Origin of the sequence: Pedobacter borealis DSM 19626 (assembly GCF_000708285.2) — a bacterium.
Lineage (GTDB): Bacteria > Bacteroidota > Bacteroidia > Sphingobacteriales > Sphingobacteriaceae > Pedobacter > Pedobacter borealis.
Genome location: NZ_JAUG01000016.1, coordinates 53738 through 69908 on the forward strand (window position 1 = coordinate 53738; position 16171 = coordinate 69908).

21 protein-coding genes are annotated in these 16171 nt (G+C 37.1%); 12 read left to right on the plus strand and 9 right to left on the minus strand.

Annotated features, from left to right (window positions below; all coding sequences use genetic code 11):
* Window positions 1-72 precede the first annotated feature (72 nt).
* The 3 genes from AW17_RS06755 to AW17_RS06765 are packed head-to-tail and all read right to left on the minus strand — an operon-like array spanning window position 73 to window position 1751.
* The gene (locus AW17_RS06755; protein ID WP_029275364.1) at window positions 73-291 is read right to left on the minus strand and encodes a CcmD family protein; all 219 of its coding nucleotides are present in this window, start codon (window positions 289-291) and stop codon (window positions 73-75) included.
* A 1-nt stretch (window position 292) separates the two neighbouring features.
* Window positions 293-1042, minus strand: a complete 750-nt coding sequence (gene ccsA / locus AW17_RS06760; protein WP_083488642.1) for a cytochrome c biogenesis protein CcsA — start codon at window positions 1040-1042, stop codon at window positions 293-295.
* A gap of 43 nt (window positions 1043-1085) precedes the next feature.
* Entirely contained in the window at window positions 1086-1751 is a 666-nt protein-coding gene (locus AW17_RS06765) for a heme exporter protein CcmB (RefSeq protein WP_029275366.1), read from the minus strand.
* A 120-nt stretch (window positions 1752-1871) separates the two neighbouring features.
* On the opposite strand from AW17_RS06765, the gene AW17_RS06770 reads away from it, so the two are divergent.
* Complete coding sequence (locus AW17_RS06770; RefSeq protein ID WP_029275367.1) at window positions 1872-2351, plus strand: methylated-DNA--[protein]-cysteine S-methyltransferase; 480 nt, start codon at window positions 1872-1874, stop codon at window positions 2349-2351.
* A gap of 20 nt (window positions 2352-2371) precedes the next feature.
* Window positions 2372-2761: a cupin domain-containing protein gene (locus AW17_RS06775; protein WP_029275368.1), complete on the plus strand. Its 390-nt coding sequence runs from the start codon at window positions 2372-2374 to the stop codon at window positions 2759-2761.
* A 41-nt stretch (window positions 2762-2802) separates the two neighbouring features.
* Here AW17_RS06775 and AW17_RS06780 read toward each other — a convergent pair whose 3' ends face one another.
* The 4 genes from AW17_RS06780 to AW17_RS06795 all read right to left on the minus strand — a co-directional run bounded on the left by AW17_RS06780 (window position 2803) and on the right by AW17_RS06795 (window position 5618).
* Complete coding sequence (locus AW17_RS06780; protein ID WP_029275369.1) at window positions 2803-3201, minus strand: hypothetical protein; 399 nt, start codon at window positions 3199-3201, stop codon at window positions 2803-2805.
* Between the two features lie 222 nt (window positions 3202-3423).
* Window positions 3424-3759, minus strand: coding sequence for a gliding motility protein GldC (gene gldC / locus AW17_RS06785; protein ID WP_029275370.1), 336 nt, complete (start codon window positions 3757-3759; stop codon window positions 3424-3426).
* 142 nt (window positions 3760-3901) lie between these two features.
* The gene (locus AW17_RS06790; RefSeq protein WP_029275371.1) at window positions 3902-4174 is read right to left on the minus strand and encodes a hypothetical protein; all 273 of its coding nucleotides are present in this window, start codon (window positions 4172-4174) and stop codon (window positions 3902-3904) included.
* Window positions 4175-4271: 97 nt separating this feature from the next.
* Window positions 4272-5618 (minus strand): DEAD/DEAH box helicase, encoded by a 1347-nt coding sequence (locus tag AW17_RS06795; RefSeq protein WP_029275372.1) that lies wholly within the window; start codon window positions 5616-5618, stop codon window positions 4272-4274.
* Window positions 5619-5913: 295 nt separating this feature from the next.
* On the opposite strand from AW17_RS06795, the gene AW17_RS06800 reads away from it, so the two are divergent.
* The 4 genes from AW17_RS06800 to AW17_RS06815 are packed head-to-tail and all read left to right on the plus strand — an operon-like array spanning window position 5914 to window position 8817.
* Window positions 5914-7248 (plus strand): dihydroorotase, encoded by a 1335-nt coding sequence (locus AW17_RS06800; RefSeq protein ID WP_029275373.1) that lies wholly within the window; start codon window positions 5914-5916, stop codon window positions 7246-7248.
* A gap of 34 nt (window positions 7249-7282) precedes the next feature.
* Window positions 7283-7480: a DUF2683 family protein gene (locus tag AW17_RS06805; protein ID WP_029275374.1), complete on the plus strand. Its 198-nt coding sequence runs from the start codon at window positions 7283-7285 to the stop codon at window positions 7478-7480.
* Window positions 7471-7740 (plus strand): Txe/YoeB family addiction module toxin, encoded by a 270-nt coding sequence (locus tag AW17_RS06810; RefSeq protein WP_029275375.1) that lies wholly within the window; start codon window positions 7471-7473, stop codon window positions 7738-7740. The genes AW17_RS06805 and AW17_RS06810 overlap by 10 nt, the downstream gene beginning before the upstream one ends.
* 3 nt (window positions 7741-7743) lie before the next feature.
* Window positions 7744-8817 carry a DUF3810 domain-containing protein gene (locus AW17_RS06815; RefSeq protein ID WP_029275376.1) on the plus strand — a complete coding sequence of 358 codons (1074 nt, stop codon included), beginning with the start codon at window positions 7744-7746 and terminating at the stop codon, window positions 8815-8817.
* A 34-nt stretch (window positions 8818-8851) separates the two neighbouring features.
* On the opposite strand, the gene AW17_RS06820 is transcribed toward AW17_RS06815, so the two are convergent.
* A complete protein-coding gene (locus tag AW17_RS06820; protein WP_029275377.1) occupies window positions 8852-9433 on the minus strand; it encodes a MiaE family protein in 582 nt (193 codons plus the stop codon).
* 151 nt (window positions 9434-9584) lie between these two features.
* On the opposite strand from AW17_RS06820, the gene AW17_RS06825 reads away from it, so the two are divergent.
* From AW17_RS06825 to AW17_RS06835, 3 genes are all read left to right on the plus strand, one after another.
* A complete protein-coding gene (locus AW17_RS06825; protein WP_029275378.1) occupies window positions 9585-10820 on the plus strand; it encodes a glycosyltransferase in 1236 nt (411 codons plus the stop codon).
* Between the two features lie 149 nt (window positions 10821-10969).
* On the plus strand, window positions 10970-12826 hold the full coding sequence (gene dnaK, locus AW17_RS06830; protein WP_029275379.1) for a molecular chaperone DnaK: 1857 nt from the start codon (window positions 10970-10972) through the stop codon (window positions 12824-12826).
* A 509-nt stretch (window positions 12827-13335) separates the two neighbouring features.
* On the plus strand, window positions 13336-13740 hold the full coding sequence (locus tag AW17_RS06835) for an LLM class oxidoreductase (RefSeq protein WP_029275380.1): 405 nt from the start codon (window positions 13336-13338) through the stop codon (window positions 13738-13740).
* A 1-nt stretch (window position 13741) separates the two neighbouring features.
* Here the strand turns inward: AW17_RS06835 and AW17_RS06840 are convergent, their stop codons facing one another.
* Window positions 13742-14185 (minus strand): DUF4395 domain-containing protein, encoded by a 444-nt coding sequence (locus AW17_RS06840; protein WP_029275381.1) that lies wholly within the window; start codon window positions 14183-14185, stop codon window positions 13742-13744.
* Between the two features lie 258 nt (window positions 14186-14443).
* Between AW17_RS06840 and AW17_RS06845 the strand changes: the two genes are divergently transcribed.
* The 3 genes from AW17_RS06845 to AW17_RS06855 all read left to right on the plus strand — a co-directional run bounded on the left by AW17_RS06845 (window position 14444) and on the right by AW17_RS06855 (window position 16082).
* Window positions 14444-14806, plus strand: coding sequence for an endonuclease domain-containing protein (locus tag AW17_RS06845; RefSeq protein WP_029275382.1), 363 nt, complete (start codon window positions 14444-14446; stop codon window positions 14804-14806).
* 200 nt (window positions 14807-15006) lie between these two features.
* Window positions 15007-15366 (plus strand): endonuclease domain-containing protein, encoded by a 360-nt coding sequence (locus tag AW17_RS06850; RefSeq protein ID WP_036669254.1) that lies wholly within the window; start codon window positions 15007-15009, stop codon window positions 15364-15366.
* Window positions 15367-15629: 263 nt separating this feature from the next.
* Entirely contained in the window at window positions 15630-16082 is a 453-nt protein-coding gene (locus AW17_RS06855) for a DUF1569 domain-containing protein (RefSeq protein WP_029275384.1), read from the plus strand.
* Window positions 16083-16171: the final 89 nt, after the last annotated feature.

Consider the following 16171-nt stretch of genomic DNA (forward strand, 5'->3'; position numbering starts at 1 on the left):
AATCTTGAAACACATCTATTTACCGACCATTAAAGCCAAATATGGTGTTAGCCAGCATTCGTATTTACGTTATTATTTATCAGTTTGGTTTTCTTTTTCTATTTTCTTTAATCTTTTGTCGATTGAGAACAGGTAAGCCAACAAACCTACAAGAATAATTACGATACATATTACCACAACATATATCTTTCCGTTGCTACGAAGGCTATCAGCCATTTCTACTCCATTATCCTGCGCAAATAATTGCATAGTGGCCATCATTAATATCAGGGAGAAAAATATCTTCTTCATTTTAGTTATGTTGTTGTTTGTTTTCGTTTGTTGTTGATTGATTTTCATTTGTAACGAAGCGATCACGAACACCTTTCACTTCACCGTAATCAGGTGTATTCGCGATGGTTTCTATTGAACGTATTCTGAAACGGATGGTATAAATCCAAAAACCAATAATGGACCAGCCTATAAATGCCGGGTATAAAACAGCTCTCATTCTACTATCCAAATCGTAACTGTTAAAACCTGGATTTCCACCATTTCCAGGGTGTAGAGAATCGGATAACCTTGGGAGTACCATAATTAGCACAACCATCATAGGAAAGGCAAAAATATTGTAAATCGCAGATATTTTGGCTCTTTTTTGTTCTTCATCAATTGCATTGCGAAGAATTAAGTAAGCAAAATATAATAATATGGCAATTGCACTAAAATTTTGTTTAACATCAAAACTCCAAAACTGTCCCCATGTAAATTTAGCCCAGAAGGAACCGGTTATTAATCCAAGGATACTAAAAACCACCCCAACATTTACACTTTCAACGGCTTTAGTGTCATAGCTGTCTTCTCCTTTTAGTAAAAACATAATACTATAAAAAACTGAAATGGAAAATAGTGTAATCATGGCAAACCACATCGGTACATGAAAATACAAATTCCTTATGGTCTCATTCAAAATTGCCAATCTAGGTACACCAATTAGTAATCCTCCTACTGTTGAATACAAAACCAATATGGCTCCCAGAACTTTCCACCATGTTTTACTCATATGTTATATTTATTAAATTCTCTCTGATTTCTACGTACGCACTTTATTCTCTCCAAAGGTAAGGAAATAACAATAAAGCAGTGGCAACGGTAACTACATTGACAGCTACAAGCATGCTTATTTCATCATAACTTGTATCCCATTGCAAGCCATCAACAGCATTTTTAGCTAATCTAATTAACAGTATAAGTACCGGAATAATAATCGGGAAACTTAGAATTGCCATTAACATGCCTCCATTTCCAGCTTTACTTGCAATGGCCGAAACCATAGTAAAAACAGTCGAAAAACTAATTGCACCCAGTATTATCGCAAGGTAGTACATTAAAAGATCAGTATCATTGTAGGTTCCAAATACCAAAATATAAAAGCCAAGTGCAAGCGTAGTTAAAACAAGCATTAAAAGCACATTGTAAACCATCTTTGAAATTAAAACCGCAGCTGGACTTGCCAAAATATAACTATACAACTGTTGGCCTTTAGTTTCTTGCAAAAAACTTTTCGATACACCATTAATTGAGGCGAAAAGCATGATGATCCAAAACAAAGCATTCCATGTTAATTTATCGCCCAGGCTAACAAAAGAGAGGTAACAAGTAAAAATGGTAGAAACCACATAGAGCAATACACCGTTAATGGTATATTTGGAGCGCCACTCTAACAATACTTCCTTGTGAATTAAATATTTAACCTCTTTGGCCAATTGCATAACCGCAAAGATACTTTTATTGATAAATATTGCACGCTTAAATTGTTGTATTGTTGTAATTTTGTTTAAGAATAAGCGAAAAGGAAATTAGCCACAGAAATACTGAAGTCACGGAAAATTATGGATTACGCATCAGTTATAGCATCGCCTGTTGGCGCAATAACCATCTTAGCTGATGACGAATTTGTACATGTAATTACTTTTGCTGAAAAGGATATTACAGGATTATCAGAAAACGAGCTTACGGTAAAGGTAGCCAATCAGTTAAATGATTATTTTAAAGGCGATTTAAAGGCTTTCGATTTTCCGATGAAGCAAAAAGGGACTGAATTTCAACAGGAGGTCTGGCAGAATTTACTGACTATACCTTTTGGCGAAACCACTTCATATGCCAAATTTTCTGCACACAATCCATTAGCGATACGGGCTATTGCTGCAGCAAATGGAAAAAACAATATTGCCATTGTAGTACCATGTCATAGGGTAATTGGCAGTAATGGCAAACTGGTGGGGTATGCAGGTGGTTTATGGCGTAAGCAATGGCTGCTACAACACGAACGTGAAGTTTCCCAAAAAGGACAAACTGAATTAAAATTTTAAAACCATATTTTTTTTTGCAGATGAATACAGATCAAGCCGAAACAACTAAAAATTATATAAAAGCCATCCGTTTAATTAATATTGAAGATAACAAATGTGCTTTTGAAACGGGTACAATCCCTATCCGTCAGCATATTAATGCCAATTATTTTTTCGCCCAAACCGATGTATCAACTTTAGAGAAGATCCCTCATCCTGCACCAAGGCGTCAATACGTAATTACGCTTAAGGGTAAACTTCGGTTTACAGTAAGCAATGGCGAAACATTTATTATCGAGCCGGGGATTATACTCATTGCCAATGATACGGCCGGAGAAGGGCACACCTGGCAAGTTATAGAAGGTAATGAATGGGAAAGAATCTATATTCCATTAGAGGATGATACCAACGATTATTTTATCGCAGATTAGCGTTTTTAAAACAAGCTAAGCTCACAATTGCACAAAAAAGCTTAAGCTGTAATTTTTTCGCCACGTTTTACACTGAAAAGCATAAATATAACACCTACCAAAAGTACAATCCAGCCCCACTGGAAATGAACAACTTTACCTATAAGTTTATTGGCGAAGCCATATTTAGTATAATTATTTGCAGTAAAATAAACAGCAACTACCGCTAAAACGTACCAGATAGCCATTATAAAACTCATAAACTTAAAGGCACCAACTTTTCTGATAAACAGAAACAATACCGAAATGGCAATAATGGCATAAGTGATCAAAAACAAACGTGCATCTGATTGATACAAATTCCAATTGCCTTTAATGGGTACTTTTAACATGGGGCAGAAACCTGCAATAATACATAACAAAATGCCTAACCAAGCCCTGAATTTATTTAATACTAACATTTTTTTTGGTTAATCGGTTAACTGTATAAATTGGTTAATTGTTTATGACGGAAGTTGATGATTAATAGTTTAATAGCTAACTTGTCTGGCATTTTTTAATGACTAATGACTAATGACTAATGACTAATGACTAATGACTAATGACTAATGACTAATGACTAATGACTAATGACTAATGACTAATGACTAATGACTAATGACTAATGACTAATGACTAATGAACTATTGCCCTTCAATAATCCCCATCTTATCTGCGAAGTGGGCACAGTAATCACGTAAATCTTCAACAATCAACGTTTCGTTTGTGGCTTTTAAAAAGCTATCGCCCATGGTTTGCAAAGTTTCGTAGAAGAAACGTTTCATCTCATCAACAGGCATATCCTTTGTCCAAAGATCTATCTTTAAAGTGTTTTTATAATTGTGGTCCCAAACCGATAAAAACATCGCCTTTGCAGGCACTTTATCAGCGTTTCCAGAATCTGTACTCTCCCAAAGTATGTTATCTGGGTTATTGCCTTCATCTAACTCAACGGTTATTTTTATTTCTGCTTTTTTCATTTTTTAAAATTGATTACACCGATAAAAGGATTACACAGATTTATCGGTAAATTTTTACGGATGCAAAGATGCTTATTTAATTTGATTCCACAGATTGGTTGATTGCACCGATAAAGATCGTTGAGATATTTTTACCATTTAATTACGCTACTTTTTGGAGTATCAGCATCAAAACAGCTGCAATAACGATAAATATCAATTCAACCACCCAGATCCTTTTAATATCTTTTAAGGTGAATCGGAAAATCATATCTGTAATAAAGGTTACAAGAATAAGGCAACCTAAAATCAGGAGATAAAAGCCGCTCATATCCACATGGCGTGGTGCTGTGCTTTTCTCTGAAACTAAATTTACAGCCACTAATCCCAAACCAATGGCGCTAACGATATTTAAAGGCGTAATCCTAAAGTTCATCTGTGTTTATTTATTTGTTTTCAATTGTCAGATGGAGCCTTTGACAATTGAAATAATTATTTAGAAATCAATAATTATTTTAATTGTGTCAGGTTCATTACTTTTTCTTATCGAATTTTTTACCTTTTTTAAAAGTCTTTACCTGTTTGCCGGCCTTTGCTTTAGCTTTTTCTCTTACCTTTTTCTCTATCGCAGCAGCATGTTTTTTCTCATGGAAAGCCCCTTTAAAATCAGGATCTTCCTTGCGTTTCTGCATATCGATTTCCTTCGCAATATGCTGACGCTCCTCGTAAGGCGTTTCATCAATGTAAACACCTTCCGGAATTTCAGCCACAGGAATATATTGGCGGATCAATTTTTCGATCTTGCGGATATAATATTTTTCGGCATCCGTTGCAAAGGTAATCGCATCACCTTTGGCAAAAGCCCTACCGGTACGGCCAATACGGTGTACATAATCTTCGATAATGATCGGCACATCGAAATTAATTACATGACTTACATCACTCACATCAATACCCCTACTTGCCACATCTGTAGCCACCAGAACCCTAATATTACCTTCTTTGAAGCTATTTATTGAGTTAATCCTGGTGTTTTGTCCTTTATTGGCGTGGATTACACGAACATTCTCAGCACCATATCTGCGTTCAATAAAACTGTAAATATTATCGGCAACGGTTTTTGTTTTACAGAAAATGATCAGACGGTTAAAAGCCTCATCATTCTTCAACAAATGCTGCAATAGGTTAATTTTCGTTTTGAAATTCGGAACGTAATACAAAGTCTGCGTTACGTTTGCTGCAGGAGTTGCTTGCGCAGATGCTTCAATCACAAGTGGATTATTCAAAAAATCACCGGCAATTTTCTGTACCAGGTCGCTCATGGTTGCCGAAAACAATAAATTTTGGCGTTTACGCGGAACGATTTCCAAAATCCGGTGTATAGAGCCAATAAAGCCCATATCCATCATTTTATCTGCTTCATCCAATACCAAAAATTTTAGGCTCTGTGTATTAATATCACCAGCTAAATATAAATCCAGGAACCTTCCGGGTGTAGCAATCAGGATATCAACGCCTTTAGCAATTTGCTCTTTCTGTGTTTTCGGACCGATTCCACCAAAAATTACCAAAGAACGTAAATCTGTATAAGTAGAAAACAACTTTACCTGCTCGGCAATCTGCATTGCCAGTTCGCGTGTTGGAGATAAAATCAGCGCCCTTGGATTATCGCCCTGAGCATATTTCAATTGCATTAAAATTGGCAAAACAAAAGCAGCGGTTTTTCCTGTACCAGTTTCGGCAATACCAAAAATATCCTGTCCAGATAATACTGGTGCAATTGCTTTTTCCTGTATCGGCGTGGCAACGGTGTAACCTGCATCGGCAACTGCATTTAAAATTTGCCTGTTTAACTTAAATTCTTCGAACGATTTTGCCATAGCGCACAAAGATAGTGATTAAGGTTGACGGTTAGAAGGTGTAAGGCAGAAGGTTTCAGTCCGATGCAGAATCTAAGCTTCTTTTTATCAGAATTAGGAGTAAAGCAATTTCAGTAATTCTTCGGTTCGGGCAGCCCTGCTATCCGTTTTATCCCGATGAAAATCGGGATGTCCACTACTATCAGGTTTATTTAACCAAAAACAGTAACATAAAACTCAATTCCCCCTATCCACAGCATCAAAATCTTGATACTTGATACTAGCTACTTAACACTAAATTACTACCTTTGAAACCATGAATACTTACCTGATAAAAGCTGCCACAATTGTAAATGAAGGACAAAAAATTGTTGCCGATGTATTGATAAAAGATGGATTGATAGCCAAAATCGGTCAAAATCTATCTGCACCTGATGCGCAAGAAATTAACGCAGAAGGACAATACCTTTTACCAGGGATGATTGACGATCAGGTCCATTTCCGCGAACCAGGTTTAACCCATAAAGCCGATATTTTTACAGAAAGCATGGCCGCTGTAGCCGGAGGAATTACCTCTTTCATGGAAATGCCCAATACCGTGCCCAATACCTTAACACAAAGCTTATTAGCTGATAAATATGAAATTGCTACCCAAACTTCGTTAGCGAATTATTCATTTTATATGGGAGCCAGCAACGACAATATTGAAGAGGTTTTAAAAACCGATCCCAAAAATGTTTGCGGAATTAAGGTTTTTATGGGTTCATCAACCGGGAATATGCTGGTGGATAACGAAAAAACCTTAGAAAACATTTTTAGTAAGGCACCGATATTAGTGGCTACCCATTGTGAAGATGAAGCAACCATACGACATAATCTGGCCGAATTTAAAACCAAATACGGCGAAGATTTAACCATAGAGATGCATCCTTTAATCCGCAGCGCAGAGGCCTGTTATAAATCATCATCACTAGCGGTCGAACTGGCTAAAACTTATCAAACACGCTTGCATATCTTACATATTTCTACCGCAAAAGAAATAGCATTATTCGATAATATTACGCCATTAAAGGATAAAAAAATTACGGCAGAAGCTTGCGTGCACCACCTTTGGTTTAACGATAAAGATTACGCTTCAAAAGGAAATTTCATTAAATGGAATCCTGCAGTAAAAACCGAAGACGATCAAAAAGGCGTGCTTAAAGGTGTTCTTGAAGATTATATTGATGTAATTGCGACAGATCACGCGCCACACACATTGGCAGAAAAGCAGCAGCCTTACACTCAAGCCCCATCTGGTGGTCCATTGGTACAACATGCCTTACCAGCACTACTAGAAATGCATTTACAGGGTAAAATCTCTTTAGAGAAAATTGTTGAAAAAACAGCACACAACCTGGCCATCTGTTTTGATATCGAAAAACGCGGTTTCATCCGTGAAGGATATTGGGCAGACTTAGTGCTGGTAGACCTGAAAGATTCCTGGACAGTAACCAAACTTAATAATTTCTATAAGTGTGGTTGGAGTCCGTTCGATGGAGATACCTTCCAGGCCAGTATTACACATACCTTTGTTTCAGGCAATTTGGCTTATCAAAATGGCAAATTTACGACCGATCAGATTGGAAAACGCCTAACTTTTGCAAGATAGATTTGTTATATTTGTTTTATCACAATGAAATAACATGGAAACACTAATCGTACATCCAAAAAACGAAGAACAATCAACAGCTTTAAAAGCAGTTATGAAAGTTTTGAAGATTGATTTCGAGACTGAAAAAAGCCCATACAATCCTGAGTTTGTTAAAGAAATATTAAAAGCAAAAGAAGATATCAAAAATGGCAAAGGCGTAAAAATTGCAGTCGAAGATTTATGGAAGTAATATTTGCTCCAAAGGCAATTGAGCACTTAAACTATTGGAAGAAATCGGGTAACAAAGCTATTCAGAAAAAAATTGAGCAGTTAATTATAGCAATTCAAGAAAATCCGTTTGAAGGGATTGGCAAACCAGAGCCACTTAAATATGAGTTATCAGGCTCTTGGTCTCGTAGAATAAATGAAGAACATCGCATTATTTATGAAATTCACAACGATGGATTAATTGTCATCCTGGAAATTCAATCCCTAAAAGGCCATTATTAAGGGGTGATTAAGCATTTTAAACATACAAAACTGATTATTCTAATCAGCCTCGCTATACTCATTTACCTCTTTGGTTTTTACCCTGGTCTGGTCCAAAAATATTATTCAACAGGTTTTTATCCTTACATCTCTTCGGCATTAAGGTTTATATCATCTATTTTTCCTTTTGCCATCGGCGATATCATTTATGCTTTGCTAATTGGCTTTGTGCTTTATAAGATCCTGAGGTTTTATAAGCGACGAAAATCGCTAAAAAGGACTGACAGGATTCTTGTTCCCTTACAGGTTCTCAACTTCTTCCTGATGCTCTATATCATATTCAAAATTGTATGGGGTTTAAATTACAGTCGACCAAGTGTTAGCGAAGAACTGGGTATTGGCAATGAAAAATATAACGTTAAAGAATTAGTTATTCTTGGCGATTATTTTATCCAAAAAACCAATAATCTAAAACTGAAGCAAGGCAAAATTCCAGCTTACACGCTCAAAGAACTGGAATCAAAATCGGCAGCAGCCTATTCGCTTATGTTGCGAAAAAATAAATTATTCCAATATCAAAATCCTTGTTTAAAATCGGTTTTAAATTCATGGCTGATCAGTAAAATTGGCATCGAAGGCTATTACGCCCCACTTTCTGGTGAAGCCAATATGAATATGAATTTACCAGATTTCGTTAAACCTTATGTAAGCTGCCACGAAATAGGTCATCAATTGGGCGTCGCTTATGAGGATGAAGCCAATCTTTTGGGTTATCTCACGGCAAGCAACAGCGTTGATCTGAATTACCAATATTCTGCCAATTATGAAATGTTGCGGTATATTTTGTTTGAGATCAGGATGAAATCTCCCGACGATTATAAATTACTTTATTTGAAACTTTTACCGCGGGTTTTAGCCGATTTCAAAACCGAAAAAGAATTCTGGCGAAAATACAATGGCGATATGTTCGGCTATATGGATGCCGCATTCGACAGTTTCTTAAAACTGAACAATCAGAAAAAAGGAATCGATAGTTATCAGGATATTGTAATCTGGCTATGGAATATACATAAAAAGGAGTTGACAGTTGCCAATTAACAGTTAATGATAAAACTGCAAACCGAAAACTGAACTATCCGTGTATCGCTTCTTTAGTTCCAAAACGCTGAATTAATTCTCCTTCAAAATCTAACCATTCTTTCCAACGTTTATCTACATCAACATCGGTACTGTATTTACGTGCAAAATTCAAAAATGTGGTATAATGCCCGGCTTCTGACACCATCAGTTCGTGGTAAAACTTGGCCAGCTCCTGATCTTTTATATTTAACGAAAGTACCCTGAAACGCTCGCAGCTTCTGGCTTCAATCATCGCCGCAAATAATAACCGGTCAACAAAAGCCATATTCCGGCTTCCGTCTTTTATGCTAAATTTTACCAAACGACCAACGTAATCATCTTTCCGCTCGCGACTTAAAGTATAACCACGTTTTTTTATAATTTCAATTACCATTTGGAAATGCTGCATTTCTTCAATGGCAATCGCTGTTAATTCATCTACAAGATCTTGATGCTCGGAATTTTGAGTAATTAAAGTAATGGCATTGGTTGCCGCTTTTTGTTCGCACCAGGCATGGTCAGATAAAATTTCTTCTAGATTTGATTCCGCAATATTTGCCCAACGTGGGTCTGTCAATAATTTTAATCCTAACATGTAGTGCTTGTAATTGAGCTGCAAAATTAAGAATATTTAAGATACGTTTATATCTACCGCAGATTTAAAGATGATGCAGATTTTACATTTCACTCCGCGAAAATCACATTTATATGTGGGAGCCAAAAAAAAGAACTTATTTTGCAGGTAAATGAATACGAGCGCTAAGAAATTATTAATTATTGGATTTGTTTGGCCCGAACCCACTTCATCGGCAGCGGGCACGAGGATGATCCAATTGGTTGATTTATTTCTGCATAAAGGTTATCAGATTACTTTTGCATCGGCAGCATCAAAAAGCGATTTCAGTTATGATTTTAGTAAGACTAGCGTTGTTGAGCAACAAATCAAACTAAACGACGAAAGTTTCAACCTATTTCTGAAAGAATTAAACCCCGAAATAGTGTTGTTCGATCGCTTTATGGTAGAAGAGCAATATGGCTGGCGGGTTCAGCAGGAATGCCCTAATGCAGTTAGGATTTTAGATACAGAAGATTTACATTGTCTGAGAAACGCCCGCCAGCAAAGCGACAAGAAGAAACAAGTTTTAGATTTATTTTCGGACACTGCCAAAAGAGAAATTGCTTCAATTTTACGCTGCGATTTATCTATAATGATTTCGGAAGTGGAGATGGATATACTGAAAAATCAATTCAAAATTGATCCTTCACTGATTTATTATTTACCATTTCTCGAAGAAGAAATCGATCAGCAAGTTATCGAAAAATGGATTCCCTTTGAAGATCGGGCAGATTTTGTTTTCATTGGCAATTTCCTTCATGAGCCCAATTGGAATACCGTTCAGGTTTTAAAAACTAAGATCTGGCCAGTGCTCAGAAAAAGGTTTCCAAATGCGAATTTGAATATATTTGGGTCTTATACCTCGCAAAAAGTACTGCAACTGGATAACAAAGGCGAAAAGTTCTTAATTAAAGGAAGAGCTTTAGATGCTAAGGAAACCATTGCTAAACATAGAATATTGCTCGCCCCTATTCAGTTCGGTGCAGGTGTAAAAGGTAAATTTATCGATGCCATGCAGGTAGGTACACCCTCGGTTACCACATCTGTCGGTGCAGAAGCCATGAAAGGCAATTTAGATTGGAACGGCAGCATTGAAGATAATTTGGAGCTATTTATTGATGAAGCTGTAAAGTTATATCAGGTTAAAAACTCTTGGCAAATTGCACAACAGAATGGCGTACAGATTATTAACCACAGGTATTCTGCTAAATATTTTACAGATCAATTCATACAAGAAGTTGAAAGATTAGCTTCACATTTAACGGCACACCGGCAAAATAACTTTTTCGGACAGATTTTAAACCACCACACCGCACAAAGCACCAAATATATGTCGTTGTGGATTGAAGAGAAAAATAGAAAGTAGTCCAGAGTCTTTAGTCCGAAGTCGGGAGTCCGAAGATATAGCGATATCAATAAAATTCCCGGCTTTCGGACCTCCGACCTCGGACTTTTTCAACTAAAACTTACAACTTAACAACAATTTTAGCACAACATTATTGTAAATTTGCAGCCATGGCAAAAATATCAATTAACCTTGCTACAGGTTCGTTTCAAAAGGAAGAAATTATAGTTGGAATAGATTTAGGCACAACCAATAGTTTGGTGGCGTTTATCAATCCAGATAAAAATCCGCAGGTAATTAACGATGCAGGTAAAGGAATATTGGTACCATCGGTGGTATACTTTAATGGCCAGAATGAAGCCATTGTAGGTAACGAGGCGAAAGAATACTTAACCTCTGATCCTTCAAACACCATTTTTTCAGTTAAAAGATTACTTGGCCGCTCTTACAAAGATGTAGCCGAACACGCAGCTATTTTTTCTTACAAAATTATAGACGATGATAGCGATGCTTTGGTGAAAATCCATGCTGGCGACCGTTTCTACACACCGATCGAATTATCGGGAGAAATTTTGAAAGAACTTAAAGCAAGAGCAGAACATGCCTTAAAAACACCAGTTAACAGGGCTGTAATCACCGTTCCTGCATATTTTAACGATAGTCAACGTCAGGCCACACGAGATGCCGGGAAACTGGCCGGTTTGGATGTGATGCGTATTGTAAATGAACCTACCGCAGCAAGTTTGGCTTACGGAATTGGTTTAGATCCTGCTCAACAAAAAACAATAGCGGTTTACGACTTAGGAGGTGGAACATTTGATGTTTCTATTCTGCAGATCCAGAATGGAATTTTCGAGGTATTGGCCACAAACGGCAATACTTATTTGGGTGGTGATGATTTCGATAGGGCCATTTTACACTACTGGTTGGAGAAAAACAACCTAGATGTAACCGTAGTTGCTCAGGACAATATTTTGATGCAAACCTTACGTCTACAGGCTGAGGCTGCTAAAAAAGCACTATCTACCCAGAACTTATACAACGAGCAAGTTGGCGAAATCTGGTGCACACTTGATAAACAAACTTTTGAGCAGTTAATTTCAGCGAAGGTTGAAGAAACCATCACTGCTTGTAAAAATGCATTAAAGGATGCAGATCTATCAGCCAGTGATATAGATGAGGTAATTTTAGTGGGAGGTTCAACCCGTACACCTTTTGTAAAACAGGCTGTAGAAAATTTCTTTGGTAAAAAACCACAGGATAATATTAATCCTGATGAAGTAGTAGCACTTGGTGCAGCCATTCAGGCCGATGTTTTGGCAGGAAACCGTTCTGATATCTTGTTGTTAGATGTTACGCCACTTTCTTTGGGTATCGAAACCATGGGTGGCCTAATGGATGTAATTATTGCCCGTAACAGTAAAGTACCTACTAAAGCCGGCCGTCAATACACCACTTCGATAGATGGACAGGTAAATATGAAAATCTCTGTTTATCAGGGTGAGCGCGATTTAGTGAAAGAAAACAGAAAACTGGCTGAGTTCGACTTAAAGGGAATTCCTGCAATGCCTGCGGGTTTGCCAAAAGTAGATATCAATTTTTTACTGAATGCCGATGGAATTTTAACTGTTCAGGCGATAGAATTACGCTCTGGCGTTAAACAAGAGATCGAAATTACGCCAAGTTATGGCTTAAGTGACGATACAGTAGAGAAAATGCTTCTCGACAGTATAGAACATGCCAAAAGTGATGTGGAGCAACGTATGCTCATTGAAGCGAGAAGTGAGGGTGAGCAATTGCTTTATACCGCCGAACGTTTTATCGAAAAACATGCCGAGCATTTAACTGAAGAAGAAATTTCAGATACTAAAGTGCACATCGAAGCACTTAAAACGGCTTTAGCTACTCAAGAAAAAGATACCATTTTGAAGAAAGCAGATGAACTAAACGAATTTACCCGCCCCTTTGCCGAGCGTGTAATGGATGCAGCGATTTCTACCGCCATGAAAGGTAAGAAGATAGAGTAGTTTACAGTTGCAATTGTCAGTTTTTAGTTAACAGTTGTCGATTTTAACCTAGTTGCGTCATTCTGAACTTGTTTCAGAATCTTTCTTGCTATTGAGGCTAATACATTTGTTTTTTTTGGTTCGGAAAGCAATGCCAATGTTTATCGGCTCCGAAAGCCCCGCTTAACGCTTTATAGCTAACTCGGGCTAGCATAAAAAAATCAGGTTGCAGGGTGCATAAACAATTTCAATCGCCAGTTTTCAGTTAGCACTTTAATATAATCGCGTCATCCTGATCCGATAGCTATCGGATTTGTTTCAGGATCTTTCCAGCTATAAACTGATATGATCTTATGTTCCTTATATGGTTCAAATCTGTTTACAATTTTCATTCCGAACTTTTATCTGGAAAGCAAAGGCAATGCTTTATCGGCTCCGAAAGCCCCGCTTACCGCTTTATCCCGATGAAAAAATCGGGATGTTCGCTATAATCGGGTTTAGCTAACTCGGGCTAGTATAAAAAACTCAGGTTGCAGGGCGCACAACTAAATGTTTACTCTTCTCATGGGCACGACAAGAGTAAAGTTGAAGTAGGTGTGCATATGCACGCTTTATTTGGCGAAAACAGTAGCGAAGTTGTAGATTACTATTACCCACTTTATTCTGCTCAGATGAACAGGATCGGTAAATCACGCGGTTGGGCACCTTATCAACGCAATCAGTTCGACGCTGGCCGAAACAGTGGTGGTGCTTTAATTATTGGCGATGTAAACGAATCGGTAGAGAAGATTTTAGCCATGGAAGAAACCTTTGGTTTAACACGTTTCTCAGCACATATGGATGTAGGAGGCCCATCTCACACAGCCTTAATGAAATCAATTGAATTATTCGGAAGCAAAATTGCGCCAAAAGTACGCGAGGCTTTAAAGAAATAAATTAAGCCTCATTCTTTTTAGTGAAAATCTGCAAAAAAGAATAGATATAACAACCTATACAAATAGCGAATAAGCTCTCTAACAAAGCGAAAACGATCATGATGGAGGTAAAAATCAGCGCTGCATTATAAAAATCAAATAAAAATACCGCGGTAATCAAAAGGCAGAATCCAAAGCCCAAGGTTGCCGCGAACTTTTTTGGGGCCAGATCCTTCATTTTCGGCGAAAGCGAAAGTGCGTCAGATATTTTAATCGCAATAAATTTCAACAAACTAAATTTACCTATTGTAAATGCCCTTAAAGCAAAATCAAATATTAGAAAAACAATTGCCCAATAATTTGAAAACACAACACAAGTAATTGCGATCACAGCAACTATAAAGGCAATAATCCTAACTACATTTTCATTTACTCTTTCTGCTGATACCGGGCAAGATAATTCCATAGGGACAATTTTACCGTAAAATTAGCGAATTAATTTAATGTGTATACAATCCAATAAAAAACCACCCCCAACCCCTCCTTGAAAATAAGGAGGGGAGCTGATTCATCTAGTAATATATATATGGCAACGGGTTCAAACTACAAACGCAAACAACAGGAACTAACCTTGCCCCAGCAGTTTCTACTCCCCTCATATTTTAGGAGGGGCAAGGGGTGGTAAACTGAGCAAAAATTAAATTAAAAATGGTTATATTGAATCATGGCAATCCATAATCTTAAATATCTAAAAGATAAAAGAAAGGAGCTGAGAAACAACCTCACCCCTGCTGAGGCTACCATGTGGATGTATCTGCAAAATTCAAGACTTGATGGCAAAAAATTCAGACGCCAACACAGTGTTGGAAATTATATTTTAGATTTTTACTGTCCATCAGAAAAACTCGCTATCGAAGTAGATGGCAGTAGTCATGATGATTATTCAGCAGAAATATACGACAAAGAACGAACTGATTTTTTAAACGACAAGGGAATTAAAGTAGTCAGATTTGATAATCTTGAAGTTTTCGAATCTGAAGAACTGTTTGTGAAGCCATTAAAAATCATTTTAAAAACAAATGACTAATAACCACCCCCAACCCCTCCTTGAAAATAAGGAGGGGAGCTGATTCATCTTGTAAAATGTTAGTCAAAGGGTTCAAACTACAAACGCAAACAACAGGAACTAATCTTGCCCCCAGCAGTTTCTACTCCCCTCCTATTTTAGGAGGGGCAAGGGGGTGGTAAACTGAGCAAAAATTAATTTAAAAATGGTTATATTGAATGATGGCAATCCATAATCTTAAATATCTAAAAGATAAAAGAAAGGAGCTGAGAAACAACCTCACCCCTGCTGAGGCTACCATGTGGATGTATCTGCAAAATTCAAAACTTGATGGCAAAAAATTCAGACGCCAACACAGTGTTGGAAATTATATTTTAGATTTTTACTGTCCATCAGAAAAATTAGCTATTGAAGTTGATGGCAGTAGTCATGATGATTATTCAGCAGAAATATACGACAAAGAACGAACTGATTTTTTAAACGACAAGGGAATTAAAGTAGTCAGATTTGATAATCTTGAAGTTTTCGAATCTGAAGAACTGGTTTGTGAAGCCATTAAAAATCATTTTAAAAACAAATGACTAATAACCACCCCCAACCCCTCCTTGAAAATAAGGAGGAGAGCTGATTCACCTGGTAAATTTTAAATATGACAAAACGGTAAACTATAAACCTTAATACCATGGGCCAACCTTGCCTCAGCACTTCCTGTTCCCTCATATTTAGGAGGGGAAAGGGTGATAAGAGCATTCCTCGACTCATTTACCAAATTTTCCGCACCCTTATAAAAATACATTCTTATATTTAGTAAAGTAAAATTAGGCACTCGAGCTATAAACAAACCATGAAGAACATTTTCCAACCCGCAGTAACTAGCGAAATTATTGAAAGAATTAACAAGCTTACCCCTACTACCACTCAGCTTTGGGGTAAAATGAACGTTGCACAGATGCTGGCACATTGCAATGTAACTTACGAAATGGTTTACAATGACATTCATCCAAAACCGGGGCCAATAATGAGGTTTATCCTGAAAAAACTAGTCAAAAGCAAAGTAGTAAACGAAAAACCTTATCCTAAAAATAATCAGACTGCTCCTCAATTTATTATTAAGGGTGAAAAAGATTTTGAAAAAGAGAAGATGCGTTTAATCGATTACATTAATCAAACCCAACAACTCGGCGAAAATCATTTCGATGGGAAAGAATCACATTCATTTGGGCCGTTAGCAAAAACGGAGTGGAACAATATGTTTTATAAACACCTGGACCACCATTTAGCACAATTCGGAGCTTAGCTAAGAACATAACAGCAAATTATTGTCCAAATTGCCCCCTTAAATCGTCACTTTTAAACCTTACGCAGGCTAAAAATCTTGCCTAACTT

Bases quoted from the DNA above. Each gene is read 5' to 3' on its own strand.
- AW17_RS06775 (WP_029275368.1), top strand. From the start codon at position 2,372: ATGAATACAGATCAAGCCGAAACAACTAAAAATTATATAAAAGCCATC.
- AW17_RS06765 (WP_029275366.1), bottom strand. From the start codon at position 1,751: ATGCAATTGGCCAAAGAGGTTAAATATTTAATTCACAAGGAAGTATTG.
- AW17_RS06790 (WP_029275371.1), bottom strand. From the start codon at position 4,174: ATGAACTTTAGGATTACGCCTTTAAATATCGTTAGCGCCATTGGTTTG.
- AW17_RS06805 (WP_029275374.1), top strand. From the start codon at position 7,283: ATGGAAACACTAATCGTACATCCAAAAAACGAAGAACAATCAACAGCT.
- AW17_RS06825 (WP_029275378.1), top strand. From the start codon at position 9,585: ATGAATACGAGCGCTAAGAAATTATTAATTATTGGATTTGTTTGGCCC.
- AW17_RS06810 (WP_029275375.1), top strand. From the start codon at position 7,471: ATGGAAGTAATATTTGCTCCAAAGGCAATTGAGCACTTAAACTATTGG.
- AW17_RS06770 (WP_029275367.1), top strand. From the start codon at position 1,872: ATGGATTACGCATCAGTTATAGCATCGCCTGTTGGCGCAATAACCATC.
- dnaK (WP_029275379.1), top strand. From the start codon at position 10,970: ATGGCAAAAATATCAATTAACCTTGCTACAGGTTCGTTTCAAAAGGAA.
- AW17_RS06795 (WP_029275372.1), bottom strand. From the start codon at position 5,618: ATGGCAAAATCGTTCGAAGAATTTAAGTTAAACAGGCAAATTTTAAAT.
- gldC (WP_029275370.1), bottom strand. From the start codon at position 3,759: ATGAAAAAAGCAGAAATAAAAATAACCGTTGAGTTAGATGAAGGCAAT.
- AW17_RS06755 (WP_029275364.1), bottom strand. From the start codon at position 291: ATGAAGAAGATATTTTTCTCCCTGATATTAATGATGGCCACTATGCAA.
- AW17_RS06800 (WP_029275373.1), top strand. From the start codon at position 5,914: ATGAATACTTACCTGATAAAAGCTGCCACAATTGTAAATGAAGGACAA.
- AW17_RS06780 (WP_029275369.1), bottom strand. From the start codon at position 3,201: ATGTTAGTATTAAATAAATTCAGGGCTTGGTTAGGCATTTTGTTATGT.
- ccsA (WP_083488642.1), bottom strand. From the start codon at position 1,042: ATGAGTAAAACATGGTGGAAAGTTCTGGGAGCCATATTGGTTTTGTAT.
- AW17_RS06820 (WP_029275377.1), bottom strand. From the start codon at position 9,433: ATGTTAGGATTAAAATTATTGACAGACCCACGTTGGGCAAATATTGCG.
- AW17_RS06845 (WP_029275382.1), top strand. From the start codon at position 14,444: ATGGCAATCCATAATCTTAAATATCTAAAAGATAAAAGAAAGGAGCTG.
- AW17_RS06855 (WP_029275384.1), top strand. From the start codon at position 15,630: ATGAAGAACATTTTCCAACCCGCAGTAACTAGCGAAATTATTGAAAGA.
- AW17_RS06850 (WP_036669254.1), top strand. From the start codon at position 15,007: ATGGCAATCCATAATCTTAAATATCTAAAAGATAAAAGAAAGGAGCTG.
- AW17_RS06840 (WP_029275381.1), bottom strand. From the start codon at position 14,185: ATGGAATTATCTTGCCCGGTATCAGCAGAAAGAGTAAATGAAAATGTA.